The organism is Roseovarius tibetensis, assembly GCF_050896375.1.
Taxonomy (GTDB): domain Bacteria; phylum Pseudomonadota; class Alphaproteobacteria; order Rhodobacterales; family Rhodobacteraceae; genus Roseovarius; species Roseovarius tibetensis.
This window is the reverse complement of record NZ_JBPBBB010000001.1, coordinates 355,470-367,871: the sequence shown is the minus strand read 5'-3', so window position 1 is coordinate 367,871 and position 12,402 is coordinate 355,470. Positions and strand designations below refer to the sequence as shown.

At 65.7% G+C, this 12,402-nt stretch carries 15 protein-coding genes; 6 read left to right on the top strand and 9 right to left on the bottom strand.

The genetic code is table 11. From position 1 onward, the window contains the following. Positions 1 to 51: 51 nt before the first annotated feature. The 4 genes from ACROSR_RS01865 to ACROSR_RS01850 all read right to left on the bottom strand — a co-directional run bounded on the left by ACROSR_RS01865 (position 52) and on the right by ACROSR_RS01850 (position 3,944). Positions 52 to 267, bottom strand: coding sequence for a hypothetical protein (locus ACROSR_RS01865; RefSeq protein WP_432682051.1), 216 nt, complete (start codon positions 265 to 267; stop codon positions 52 to 54). Between the two features lie 688 nt (positions 268 to 955). Beyond that, positions 956 to 1,495, bottom strand: coding sequence for an adenine phosphoribosyltransferase (locus tag ACROSR_RS01860; protein WP_432682050.1), 540 nt, complete (start codon positions 1,493 to 1,495; stop codon positions 956 to 958). A 57-nt stretch (positions 1,496 to 1,552) separates the two neighbouring features. Next, positions 1,553 to 2,428, bottom strand: a complete 876-nt coding sequence (locus tag ACROSR_RS01855) for an S-methyl-5'-thioadenosine phosphorylase (protein WP_432682048.1) — start codon at positions 2,426 to 2,428, stop codon at positions 1,553 to 1,555. 133 nt (positions 2,429 to 2,561) lie between these two features. Then, positions 2,562 to 3,944, bottom strand: coding sequence for a diguanylate cyclase (locus ACROSR_RS01850; protein ID WP_432682047.1), 1,383 nt, complete (start codon positions 3,942 to 3,944; stop codon positions 2,562 to 2,564). Positions 3,945 to 4,037: 93 nt separating this feature from the next. Between ACROSR_RS01850 and ACROSR_RS01845 the strand changes: the two genes are divergently transcribed. The 3 genes from ACROSR_RS01845 to ACROSR_RS01835 are packed head-to-tail and all read left to right on the top strand — an operon-like array spanning position 4,038 to position 5,886. Next, positions 4,038 to 4,316, top strand: coding sequence for a DUF3572 domain-containing protein (locus ACROSR_RS01845; RefSeq protein WP_432682046.1), 279 nt, complete (start codon positions 4,038 to 4,040; stop codon positions 4,314 to 4,316). Beyond that, on the top strand, positions 4,313 to 5,005 hold the full coding sequence (locus tag ACROSR_RS01840; protein ID WP_432682045.1) for an HAD family hydrolase: 693 nt from the start codon (positions 4,313 to 4,315) through the stop codon (positions 5,003 to 5,005). The genes ACROSR_RS01845 and ACROSR_RS01840 overlap by 4 nt, the downstream gene beginning before the upstream one ends. Further along, entirely contained in the window at positions 5,002 to 5,886 is an 885-nt protein-coding gene (locus tag ACROSR_RS01835; RefSeq protein WP_432682044.1) for a DMT family transporter, read from the top strand. Before ACROSR_RS01840 ends, ACROSR_RS01835 begins: the two co-directional genes overlap by 4 nt. Positions 5,887 to 6,144: 258 nt before the next feature. Here ACROSR_RS01835 and ACROSR_RS01830 read toward each other — a convergent pair whose 3' ends face one another. The 4 genes from ACROSR_RS01830 to ACROSR_RS01815 form a co-directional block, all read right to left on the bottom strand. Then, positions 6,145 to 7,143: a collagen-binding domain-containing protein gene (locus ACROSR_RS01830; protein ID WP_432682043.1), complete on the bottom strand. Its 999-nt coding sequence runs from the start codon at positions 7,141 to 7,143 to the stop codon at positions 6,145 to 6,147. Between the two features lie 274 nt (positions 7,144 to 7,417). Next, entirely contained in the window at positions 7,418 to 8,161 is a 744-nt protein-coding gene (locus ACROSR_RS01825; RefSeq protein WP_432682042.1) for an ABC transporter permease, read from the bottom strand. An 8-nt stretch (positions 8,162 to 8,169) separates the two neighbouring features. Beyond that, a complete protein-coding gene (locus ACROSR_RS01820; RefSeq protein WP_432682041.1) occupies positions 8,170 to 8,433 on the bottom strand; it encodes a hypothetical protein in 264 nt (87 codons plus the stop codon). Between the two features lie 3 nt (positions 8,434 to 8,436). After that, positions 8,437 to 9,174, bottom strand: coding sequence for an ABC transporter ATP-binding protein (locus ACROSR_RS01815; protein ID WP_432682040.1), 738 nt, complete (start codon positions 9,172 to 9,174; stop codon positions 8,437 to 8,439). Between the two features lie 271 nt (positions 9,175 to 9,445). Between ACROSR_RS01815 and ACROSR_RS01810 the strand changes: the two genes are divergently transcribed. The 3 genes from ACROSR_RS01810 to ACROSR_RS01800 all read left to right on the top strand — a co-directional run bounded on the left by ACROSR_RS01810 (position 9,446) and on the right by ACROSR_RS01800 (position 11,850). After that, complete coding sequence (locus tag ACROSR_RS01810; RefSeq protein WP_432682039.1) at positions 9,446 to 10,048, top strand: heme NO-binding domain-containing protein; 603 nt, start codon at positions 9,446 to 9,448, stop codon at positions 10,046 to 10,048. Continuing rightward, entirely contained in the window at positions 10,045 to 11,070 is a 1,026-nt protein-coding gene (locus tag ACROSR_RS01805; protein ID WP_432682038.1) for a GGDEF domain-containing protein, read from the top strand. Before ACROSR_RS01810 ends, ACROSR_RS01805 begins: the two co-directional genes overlap by 4 nt. Before the next feature lie 114 nt (positions 11,071 to 11,184). After that, positions 11,185 to 11,850 carry a transglycosylase SLT domain-containing protein gene (locus ACROSR_RS01800; protein ID WP_432682037.1) on the top strand — a complete coding sequence of 222 codons (666 nt, stop codon included), beginning with the start codon at positions 11,185 to 11,187 and terminating at the stop codon, positions 11,848 to 11,850. On the opposite strand, the gene ACROSR_RS01795 is transcribed toward ACROSR_RS01800, so the two are convergent. Beyond that, positions 11,847 to 12,398 carry a pseudouridine synthase gene (locus ACROSR_RS01795; RefSeq protein ID WP_432682036.1) on the bottom strand — a complete coding sequence of 184 codons (552 nt, stop codon included), beginning with the start codon at positions 12,396 to 12,398 and terminating at the stop codon, positions 11,847 to 11,849. The genes ACROSR_RS01800 and ACROSR_RS01795 overlap by 4 nt on opposite strands. Between the last annotated feature and the right edge of the window lie 4 nt (positions 12,399 to 12,402).

The following is a 12,402-nucleotide window of genomic DNA, read 5'->3' as shown; positions in this document are numbered from 1 at the left end:
GCTATCAACACCATGATTTATATACGAAATACCAAGCTCAGGACAGCGAAATCAGCGGACTACTTGGGGAATGCGGGATGAAATGCTTGTATTCTTGAAAGGTGTTGAAATAGATGACTTTACTGCGCCACCAATGTTCGACACGTTCCTTAAGCCTTCAAGATTTATGGTGCGGGCTAGATCAATTATATTTTCAGTAATAATAATTGCGATCTTAATTCCTGTTTTGACCAGTTTGATTTCTATATCGAAAATCGCGTTCACCATCTACGGTTCATATCAGATCGCTCCGCTTTCCAATAGTTTAGTCGTTGGCTCGGGTGCTCTTTTGGCTTTTTCCACTTTGTATATAATAACCGCATTCGTCCCCTTTTCGACTCTCCAGCAGAGGGGGCTTGTTCGTTGGATGTTTCTCTTAAAAGTACATGAAAGGCATTCACAACATCCGCACCCTAGAGTTTCGCAATGGCTAAGGCAGGATAAAGAAGGTTAGAAGTATTTATGCGACATATATTGTCGCAATTGTTTTGCAAATTTGAAGAGTATAACTTCAATTGAAGACATTTTGAGTGTTCGAAGTTGCCGATCCATTTTGCGCGAAACGCGCCGAAGGCGCCGCGCGATCGCCGGGCCGCCCCCCCGGCACGGCGATTTGGCTGCCACCTGTGCAACGCATCCGGGTTTTACGGATTTGGCAGCCATAAAGCGCATAGCGCGACCGATGGATCGCCGCACCGCGGCCCGGCGCTCTCGCGGCTTGGGGCGGGGCGGGGTGTTCGGCGCGGGGATTTGGCTGTCGCTGCGCGAAGCATCCGGGTTTTGCGGGTTTGGCCGACATAAAGGGCACAGCCTGACCGCCCGGATCGCCGCATCACGGCCCGACCCGCGCGTGGCTTGGGCGGCTTGATGCCCGGCCCGGCGGTTGGGCTGTCCCCTGCGCGACGCCTATCCCGCGTTACGCGCCCTCGTAGGCGCAGAGCGTGTGCACGTCCATGCCCAGATCGGTCAGGCGCTTGTGGCCGCCAAGCTCTGGCAGGTCGATGATGAAGGCGCAGCCGGTGATCTCGGCCCCCATACGTTCCAGCAGGCGGATGCCGGCCGCCGCCGTGCCGCCGGTCGCCAGCAGGTCATCGACAAGCAGCACACGCTCGCCCGGCGCGACGGCGTCGTGGTGCATCTCGACCACCGCCTGCCCGTATTCGAGCTGGTATTCCTCGGCGATGACGGCGCCGGGCAGCTTGCCCTTCTTGCGGATCGGCACGAAGCCCACTGACAACTGGTGCGCGATCGCGCCGCCCAGGATGAACCCGCGCGCCTCCAGCCCGGCGACCTTGTCGATGGGCAGTCCGGCATAGGGGTGCAGCATCTGGTCGATGGCGATGCGAAAGCCGCGCGGATCGGCGAACAGCGTGGTCACGTCGCGAAAGAGGATCCCCTCATGCGGGAAATCGACGATGGTGCGGATGTAATCCTTGACGGATCTGGTGTCTGGCATGGGATGGCTCCGTCGGGGTCACGTGGTTTAAGCGCAGGATGCGCGCGGGCGCAAGGGTTAGCCGAGCACACGCCCCGCCACCGCGTCGAGCCGCGCCACGAGATCCGGGTCGCGTTTCTCCGGCGCGGTCAGCAGCGCGAAGTCGAGCGCCCGGTCGCAGCCATGCGGGCAGGGCGCGCGGTCGGCCCCCAGCAGCGCGGGCAGGCGGCGGACCAGGTCGCGGCCATTGTCGGCATTGCCGGTGAGGGTGGCGATGATGTCGCCGATATCGACCTCGCCGTGCTGGGGGTGCCAGCTGTCGTAATCGGTGATCATCGCGACGCAGGCATAGCACAGCTCGGCCTCGCGGGCGAGCTTGGCCTCGGGCATGCCGGTCATGCCGATCACGTCGCAGCCCCAGACCTCGCGATACATCCGCGATTCGGCCAGCGTCGAGAATTGCGGACCCTCCATCGCAAGGTACGTGCCGCCATGATGCACGGTGATCCCGGCGGCCCCGGCGGCGGTCCCGCAGGCCTCTGACAGGCGCGGGCAGGTGGGGTGCGCCACGCTGACATGGCCGACGCAACCCGACCCGAAAAAGGATTTCTCGCGCGCTATGGTGCGGTCGATGAACTGGTCCACCAGCACGAAATCGCCCGGCGCGCGGTCCTCGCGGAACGACCCGCAGGCCGACACCGAGATCACGTCGGTCACCCCCAGTCGCTTGAGCGCGTCGATATTGGCGCGGTAAGGCACGGTCGAGGGGGCATGCACGTGGCCGCGCCCGTGCCGCGGCAGGAAGGCCATCGGCACGTCGTCCAGCGTGCCGGTCAGGATCGCGTCGGAGGGCGCCCCCCAGGGCGTTTCGACCTCTTGCCACCGCGCCTCCTGCAGCCCGTCGATCTCGTACAGTCCCGAGCCGCCGATCACCCCGATCATGGTCCGTGTCATCTGCCCTTGCCCCCATGGTTGGCCCGTTTTCGCGCCGACAGGTAAAGCGGATGCGGCAAAAAGGAAATGCCGGTCGCTACGTGGCAGGGTCAAACTGTTGCGAGCGATAGCAGCGGTGCGAATGCCGGCGGCGTCAGGCGGCGGACCGTGCGCCAAATCTGGCCTGGTTGCGGCCCTGCGCCTTGGCGAGATAGAGCGCGCTGTCCGCCTCTTCGAGCAGATCCTCGACCGCAGGGGGGGAGAGGCCCTGCGCGGGGCTGGCGATGGTCACGCCGATCGAGATTGTGATGCGCACGGGCGTGGCCGTGCCGGGCACCGCGACGCCGGTCTCGCGGACCATGTTGCACAGGCGCTGCGCGACCTTCTGCGCGCGGTCGCGGGGGGTGTCCGGCAGCACGATCAGGAACTCCTCACCGCCGATCCTTGCAAGCATGTCGTCCCCGCGCAGATGGCTGCGCAGCCTGTCGCTGATGGTACGCAGCACCGCGTCGCCCGCCGCGTGGCCGTAAGTGTCGTTGACCCGCTTGAAAAGGTCGAAATCGGCGAGCATGACGGCGAGATCCGTGCCCGCGCCGCGCGCCAGCGCGATCTGGCGGTGCAGGAACGGCAGCGCGTGCCGCCGGTTGTAGGTGCCGGTGAGCGGATCGATGCAGGCGGCCTGAAGACCCGACAGCAGATGCGCGCGCATGCCCTCGTTGCGGCGTTTGCGGCCGAGGTGGTTGTCGAGGCGCAGCAGGATCTCCTGGCTGTCGAGGGTGCCGGTGAGCACGTCATCCGCCCCCATGTCGAGCAGCGTGACGGCCAGCGGACCGGCCTCGGCGTCGAGAAGGGCGATCACCGGGCAGTCGCGGGTGGGACGTGCCGCCTTGAGATCGGCCAGCAGGCGCAGCCCGTCCTCGGCCTGGGCCATGCCGATCCTGAGCATGTAGATATCGGCAGGCCGGGTCGGGGGGCGGGCCTCGCTGGTCAGCGCGTCATAGTGGTGATGGCTTTGCGCGGCCAGCAGCCCCCGCAGACTGAGCGCGTCGGCACGGCTTGTCCCGATGATGGCGATCCGGCCGGGGGGCGTGAAGGTGGCCTGCGCATCGGCGAAGCCTGCGCCATGCGGGTCGATCGGGGCCTGCAGGGCCAGCTCGTGATCGTTGTGACGTTGACGCAACAGGTTGCGCAGCCGCGCAAGCAGCAGGGCTTCCGTGACCGGCTTGGCGAGAATGTCGTCCACCCCGGCGCGCAGTGCCTCCTCGCGTTCCGCGCGCGAATTGCCGGTCTGCAACATCAGGATCGGGGTCGTGGCGATCCCGTCGATGCGTCGCAGCGCCGCGATGAAGCCGCCGACGTTGTGCCCCGACAGGCGGCTGCTCGACAGGATGAGATCGGGCCGCTCTCTGGCCGCAAGGCGAAGCGCCTCAGACGCGCTGGCGGCTTGCAGCATTTCGTACGGTGTCGCGGACAGCTTCACCTTCAGGACGATCCTGTTGGTGGCGAGTTCGTCGACGATCAAAATTTTCCCTGACATGGGCGTGACGCCTTTCCGACTTGCCCTTTATGTTCGATTAACTATCCATGGGAGTGGTTAAGAAAGTCTTTCGATCAGTTTGTCAGGGTGAATATGCAGCAAGATTCCGCCGAAACGATCGCCCTGCAGGCATTGGGCTGGCTGGCGGCGAATGAAGAGCTTTTGCCGGTCTTTCTTGGCGCGACGGGCGCGTCGGAAGCCGATCTGCGCGCCCGCGCCACAGAGCCGGAGTTTCTCGGCTCGGTTCTGGATTTCCTGATGATGGACGATGCCTGGGTGGTGGCGTTCTGCGAGGGGCAGGGCCTGGCCTTCGACATGCCGATGAGGGCGCGCGCGGCCCTGCCGGGCGGTGCGCAGGTGAACTGGACATGAGCCGGGCGGACGCCGTGCTGTTCGACAAGGACGGCACGCTTTTCGATTTCCACGCCACCTGGAGTGTCTGGGCACAGCGCATGATCGCCGATCTTGCAGGCGGCGATGCGCAGCTCATGACCCGGTTGGCCGATGCGGCACATTACGATCTGGACGCGCTGCGCTTTCTGCCGTCCAGCCCGATCGTGGCGGGCACCAATCGCGAGGCCGCCGAATGCTTTGCCGCCGTCCTGCCGGGGCGGGCGGTCGCAGAGATCGAGACCCACATGACCAGATGCGCGGCGAGCGCGCCGCTTGTCCCCGCCGTGCCGCTCGTGCCGTATCTCGACGGGTTGGCGGCGCGGGGATTGCGGCTCGGGGTCGTGACGAACGACACCGAAGCGGGCGCGCGGGCGCATCTGGGCACGGTCGGCGTGCTGGACCGTCTCGATTTCATCGCCGGCTTTGATTCGGGGCACGGGGCCAAACCCGCGCCGGGGCCGCTTCTGGCTTTTGCGCGGGCGATGAGGATCGACCCGGCGCGCGTGGTCATGGTGGGCGACAGCGCGCATGACCTGATCGCGGGCCGTGCGGCGGGGATGACATGCGTGGGCGTGCTGACAGGCACCGCGGCACGGGGCGATCTCGCCCCGCTGGCCGATGTGGTGCTTGCCGATATCGGGCATGTTCCCGACTGGCTGGACGCATGACGCGCCATCCGCTGTTCGGTCTTGGTCTTGCGACCCTCGGCGCGCTCGTTCTGACGCCGGATGCGCTGTTCATGCGGCTATCGGGCATGGGCGGCTATCAGATGGTCGGCTGGCGCGGGCTCATGATGGGGGCAGTGATGGTCACGCTCTGGGCGGTGCTGGCGCGGGATCGCGGGCGCGATCTGGCACTGCTGGGCACCGGGTTCGGGCTGGCCATCCTCGCCTGCCAGTATGTCAACGCGACGCTGTTCAGCCTGGGGATCGCGCATGCGCCGGTGGCGGTGATGCTGCTTGCGGTCGCGACCGTGCCGGTTTTCGCGGCCCTGTTCGCGCGGATCATCATCGGAGAGCCGACGCGCCGCGCCACCTGGGTCACCATCCTGGCGGTGCTCTGCGGCATCGCTTTGGCGGTCTTTGGTGGCCGCGGGGCGGTGGCGCTGACGTCGGATGCGCTTCTGGGGGCGCTGGCCGGGCTGGGTGTGGCGATGGTGCTGGCGCTCAATTTCGTGATCCTGCGCGCACGGCCCGATCTGCCGATCGCCTTGCTGATCGGGCTGGGTGGGGCCTTGGCGGGTGTCACCGGCGTCGTGGTCACCGGACCGACACAAATGGCCGACGGCACGGTCTGGGCAATCGCGGTCTGCGGGCTGGTGATCCTGCCGGTGTCGTTCTTTTCGCTGTCGCTTGCATCGCGCTACACCCATGCGTCCAATGTCAGCCTGCTATTGCTGCTCGAGACGGTTCTGGGCCCGCTTTGGGTGTGGCTGGGGGTGGGCGAGACGCCGACACCGATGATGCTGGCGGGCGGTGTGATCGTGGTGGGCAGCCTTGCGATCTACCTTTGGCATACAGGCCGAAGACGGCTTGCACGCGCGACCTGACCAGTGCGGTGTCGAACGCCGATGTTCCGACTGACGGTGTCTTTGTCGTCAGATGCAATGTGGCGCGGGCAGAGCATCTCTTTGACATGCTGCATCTGCATGATCGGAAGACCTGCGGTTTTCCGCAATGGGCCCAAGGGTCGGTCAGGCTGGACAGCCGTGAAGAACCAAGGGTCCCACATGGTGACAGGGTCACGTCTACGCCGCATGAAAACGGCACCCCGAAGGGTGCCGCAAGAGACGCTGGATTTGATCGGATCAGCTGACGTTACGCCGCCGGCGCAGGCCAACCAGCCCACCGAAGGCTGAAAGCAGCAGCCACCCGCCCGCAGGCAGCGGGACCGGTGCCATGGTCGTCGTGGCGAGAAGGGCGCCGCCGAAGCCGCGTTGGTCGTCATAGGGGCGGATCTCGCCCTGCTGATTGATATTGAGAGAGATAAGCGTTCCGTTCATGCCGCCGGTCGGGCTGTCTATGGCTGCGCCGGGGGCCAGAATGCTGCCGTTCAGGTTACCGTCCATGACGATGTCCGTCGCCTCGTAGAAGTTGAACAGCACTTTTTCAGACTCGGATTTGTAGTTCTGGAAGATACTCGCGCTTATGGCATTCGACCCGGTGAAGTCGGTGCCCGCAACATTGATGATGAACGAATCGAGCGATGTGTCGAAGTCAAGCCCGATCTGCCCTTGGTTTCCGGCGAACATGTCGGTCGCGTCCGAGAATGACAGGTTGAGATAGGCGATGTTGTCGCCGCCACCGCTCCCGCTCGTGAAGCTCTTGAAGTTCAGGCTGGTGTCAAACGACGCGCCTGCGGTATCGGACAAGGCCGAGGCGGTCGTTGAGACGTCCTCGAAGGTTGTCTTCATGTCCTGGACTGGGATGCCGGACACGCCTTCGTTCACGACGTATCCACCCGTATTGGGGTTTCCGTTAAATGACCCCCCGATTTCGACCGACCCCGGTGTCTGGCCCGTTTTCTGGAGGTCGGCGTTGACATCACCGCCGACGATCAAGCCACCCGTGACGCCACCAATGTCCACCTCGGGCATCGAGTCTGAATTGGCGTAGAACGCGGTGGAACTGTTCAAGTTGCCCCCAACGTAGGCGGGTCCCTCGGTGTGGGCGGTCCCGATGGCGTTGAACTCATCAAGCGCAATCGCGACTGTGCCGGAGGCGACCGCCTCGGCATCCAGTGTCGCAGCCTGCGCCGCAATGGGAATCGCCGCTGCTACCGCGACGGTGGAAAGCAAGATTTTCATCGATAGTCTCCGTATTATTCTGCTTTTCGGGCCATTGCCCGGCGAAACGCGGACCGCAGAATTCGCGCCGCTCGTGTCAACGAATTGATAAAAATGAATGTGTCAGGCATGTGGGACAAATGTTCCACGAGGCCGAACCGTGATCGCCCGTGTCATCGCGTGAGGTGTCCGCGCGGATTGCTGCCCATGGACACGCGTCACCCCGACATCGCGCAAATGGACAAATGGTTTGCAGCCCGATCCTTACGACACCACGATGAACAAAGCCGCCGTTTCAGCCCGCCGGCGTCCCGTCCAGCCAGCGGCGGCAGCCGCGGTCCACGCCCATGTGCAGGACAAGGGTGAAGATCGCCAGCACGATCAATGCGGCGAACATCAGGTCGATCTTCGCGCGGCCATTGGCCAGCAGCATCAGGTAGCCAAGGCCTTTCGATGCCCCCACCCATTCGCCGATGATTGCGCCGATCGGCGCATAGACCGCCGCCAGCCGCAGCCCGGTGGCAAAGCCCGGCAGCGCGGCGGGCACGCGAATATGCCACATCAGCCGCGCAGCGTTCGCGCCCATGATCCGCCCTAGGTCCAGCCAGTGCTGCGGCGTGCGCATCAGAGCGTCGAAGAACGCAGAGGTCACCGGGAAATAGATGATCAGCAGTGCCATGGCGATTTTCGACCACAGACCGTAGCCCAGCCACAGCGTCAGTAGCGGGGCGAGGGCGAAGACCGGGATCGCCTGCGAGAACACGATCATCGGGCGCAGCAGGCGACGTGCCACCGGCGAGGCGGCCAGTCCGATGGCCGATATTCCCCCAAGGATCGCCCCAAGCGCCAGCCCGATCAGGACCTCGGCGATGGTGATGCCCGCATGCCCGACAATCAACGCGCGGCTGGACCACAGCGTCTCGGCGACGCGGGCCGGTCCCGGCAGGATGAAGGGGGGCAGCGCGGCCAGCGTCACCAACGCCTGCCAGAGCGCCAGCGCCAGCGCGGTCGTGGCAAGGATGGTGACAAGGCGGTTCACCTGCCGGTTCATGGCGCGCAATGGCCCGCGAGGGCCGTGGCGCGCTCTGTCCGCGCGGTTTCCGTGAAATCGGCCGCGACGGTGCGTCGATCCGCGTCCGACAGCGTGGGCCACACTGGGCCCGGGTGATCGTGCAGAGGCGCCACCATGCCCTCGAACCTGTCGCGACATGGGCGGTCCTGCCGATGACGGGCCGGCACCCGGCCCGGGACCACGCTGCCCGCCCGCCAGTCGGCGGCGCATGGCGATTTCAGGTGATCGGTGGCGCGCATCGACTACGCCTGACCTACGGGCGCACGTAGGCGGGACAGCAACCGGCCCTGCGCGGTCAGCGTGTCGGGATCGTCCACGGGGCGCGGCACCGCGCCGGGGGGCGGCGTCACATCCTCCAGCCCCGTCTCGGTCAGGATGTGGATGGCGTGGCCCATGCGGGCGGCCTCGGCGGGGTCGTGCGTGACCATCAGCACGGTGCGGTTTGCAAGGTGTGCTGCCGCGAGATCCTGCATTTGCGTGCGTGTGCGCGCATCCAGCGCAGAGAACGGCTCATCCAGCAGGATCACCGGCCGATCCTCCATCAGCGTGCGGGCAAGTGCCACGCGCTGTTTCTGCCCGCCCGACAGGGCATGCGGGCGCTTGTGCGCGTGATCCGTCAGCCCGACGCGGCCCAGCATGGTCATCGCGCGCCTCCGGTCGCGCCGCTCGCCACGCAGCCGCGCGCCGAGCGTGACATTGCCCAGCACGTCGAGCCACGGCATCAGCAGGTCGCCCTGTGCCATCAGCGCCATGCGCCCGGCCAGCGGCCGCCCGTCCGACGCCGCGCTCATGCCGGTGAAATCGGTGACCTCGTCGACACCGGCCAAAAGCCGCAGCAGCGTGGTCTTGCCGACGCCCGAAGGGCCTAGAAGACAGGTGATGCGCCCGGCGGCCACCGTCAGGCGCAAAGGCCCGAAGATGTGCCGCCCGCCAATCCGGGCAGTGCCATCGAGCGTCAGCGCAGGCGGATCTGGACGCATGGAGCGGCCTTTCATCAGGCGGTACTGGCGGCACAAGTGAGACGGGCGCGCCATCTGCGCGGCCCCGTTCCCTACGCCGTTGCGCGCCGGATCGGGTTCGGTGGGTTGGCACGACACCCTCTGAGCCCCGGAACGGTGCACCCCAGCTGGTTTGCAGAGGTTAGCGGTCCTATGGATCCAAGACAAGCGGCCGGGATATGGGCCTGATCGGGTTCAGCGATTCTTAAGGCTTGGCTGCCATGCTGCGGCGCAATCGAGTGGGAGAAAGGGCATGCACGGGTTGATGAACCGCGCCATCGAGCGATTCGTTTGCGACAGTTACGGTGACGAGGTCTGGCACGACGTGATCGGGCGGCTCGATCTCGGCTATGACAGTTTCGAGCCGATGATGCGGTACGATCCCGAGGTGACGGCGCGGCTGCTGGCGGTGCTTGGCGCGCGGCTGGATCGCGGGCACGATGACCTGCTCGAGGATATCGGCACCTATCTGGTGTCGCACCGCGAGGTTGAGGCAATCCGCCGGCTGCTGCGGTTCAGTGGTGTGGATTTCGTGGATTTCCTGCATTCCCTCGAGGATCTGCCGGAGCGGGCGCGTCTGGCGTTGGCCGAACTTGATCTGCCGTCGCTGACGCTTCATGCGCACGGGGCGGGCCTCTACCGGTTGGAGGTGGGCCTGCTCGCGCCTGGCGGCCTGCGATTCGGCCACGTGATGATGGGCATACTGCGGGCGATGGCCGACGATTATGGCGCGTTGGTGGTGCTGGATCATCGGGGGGCGAGCGCCACGCGGGAACTGATCGAGGTGCAACTGCTGGACGAGGGGTTCGCCAGCGGCCGGGCCTTTGATCTGGGGGCCGGAAGGCAGGCGGGATGACCGGCGGGACATGCGACGATGCGGTGTGGCACATGCTGGATACGCTGTGCCCGATGCATGTCGTGCTGGGCCCCACCGGGCACGTGGTGCAGGCCGGTCCGACCCTGTGCAAGGTCGTCCGTGACCCCGCGCCGGTCGGCGCGCGGTTTCTGGAACTATTCGAGATGTCCCGCCCGAACATGACGCAGGGCATGGCCGATCTGCGCGGCCTTGCGGGGCAGCGTTTGCGATTACGGCTGCGGACCGGGCCGCGACATGCCTTGAAGGGCGTGCTTGCACCATTTCCGGTGCAGGGCGGTGACGGGGCACTCGTCAATCTTTCTTTCGGCATTTCCGTGGCCGACGCGGTGCGCGAGTTCGGCCTGACGGGCCTCGATTTCGCCCCGACCGACCTGACGACCGAGATGCTTTACCTGATCGAGGCGAAATCGGCGGCGATGGAAGAATCGCGCAGCCTCAACCTGAGGCTTGAAACTGCGCGGATCGCGGCCGAGGAACAGGCCTTCACCGACACGCTCACTGGGCTGAGGAACCGGCGCGCGCTCGATCATCTGCTGGAACGTCAGCGAGAGGGCGGTCAGGCCTTTGCGCTGATGCATCTTGACCTGGATTATTTCAAGCAAGTCAATGACACGCACGGCCATGCGACCGGCGATCACGTGTTGCAGGTGGCGGCGCGGCGCATGTTGACGGTGGTGCGAGAGGGCGACCTGATCGCCAGGGTCGGTGGTGACGAGTTCGTTCTGGTCTTGGTCGGACCCGATGCACCGGAGGCGTTGAGCGACATCGCCACGCGGCTGATCACGCGGTTGCAGGACCCTATACTGCGATCCGGGCAAAGGTGCCTGATCTCGGCCAGTATCGGGACGACGCTCAGCCGGTTTTACAAATGTCCCGATATCGCGCGGATGATGGCGGATGCCGATCAGGCGCTGTATTCCGCAAAGGCCGCCGGGCGCGGGTGTCACGTGATCCATGACCCCGACCGTCGGCCGGGATCGACCCTGCGCAGCGCGGGATGAGGCGGTGCCGCGCGACACGATCGGACGGCCCTGGCGCCGGACCCTGCTGGCGGGCCGGGCGCGAGCACGTCGAACCGGATTGCCAAAGCCGATGCGGTCCGGCAAAGTCATCTGATGAAATGGATATTGGTCTTTCTGCTTGTGATCGTCCTGCCCACCGATGGTCACGGCAAGGATGTGCAGGACAGCGAACAAACCGTGTCACCCGTCATGCGGGACGGTGGGCTGCCGCCCGTGCGCTGGTCGCACCGCGACAAGGCTGCGCTATGGACCCGCAGCGCGCTTTCGGCGCTCAGGGCGCATGGCGCGCCGCTCGTGTCGGATGTGCCGACCGATATCGCGGCGTGGTGTCCCGGCTATACGCAGGCCGGTCAGCAGGGTCGACGCGCCTTCTGGGTCGGGTTCCTGTCGACGCTGGCCAAGCATGAAAGCACCTATCGCGCCCAGGCCGTCGGCGGGGGCGGGCGATATTTCGGCCTGTTGCAGATCGCGCCGGCCACGGCGCGCGGCTATGATTGCCGGGCAAAAAGCGGCGAGGCGCTACGCCACGGGCCGTCCAACCTGTCCTGTGCGATCCGCATCATGGCCCATACCGTGTCGCGCGACGGCGTCGTGTCTGCCGGCATGCGCGGCGTGGCCGCCGATTGGGGGCCGCTGCACAGCAGCTCGAAACGGCGCGACATGCAAAAGTGGTTACGCGCGCAGCACTATTGCAAGCAATTGCCGGACACGCGCCCACGCGCACGCCCCACACCCCAGCGGCAGGCGCAGGGCCGCTAGGGTGTCGCGTCGCGCCATGTGCCGGGGGCCAAGCCATCAAGAGACCAGTCGCCGATCCGCCACCGCACCAGCCGCAGGGTCGGGTGCCCGACATGCGCCGTCATGCGCCGCACCTGCCGGTTGCGGCCCTCGGACAGGACCAGTTCCAGCCAGCAATCCGGCACGGATTTGCGGAACCGCACCGGCGGGTCACGGGGCCAAAGGTCGGGCGGATCGATGCGCCGCACGCGCGCGGGCCGTGTCGCCCCGTCCTTGAGCGTGACACCGCCGCGCAGCGCGTCGAGGGCGGCGGCGTCCGGCACCCCCTCGACCTGCGCGAGATAGGTCTTTTCGGTGTGGTGGCGGGGCTGGGCGATACGCGCCTGCAGGCGACCATCATCGGTCAGCAGCAACAGCCCCTCGCTGTCGCGATCCAGCCGGCCGGCCGGGTAGACACCCGGCACGTCGACATGATCAGACAGCGTCGCGCGGGGGCTGTCGGCATTGCCGGTATCGGTGAACTGTGACAGCACACCGAACGGCTTGTTGAAAAGGATGAGGCGAGCCATGCCC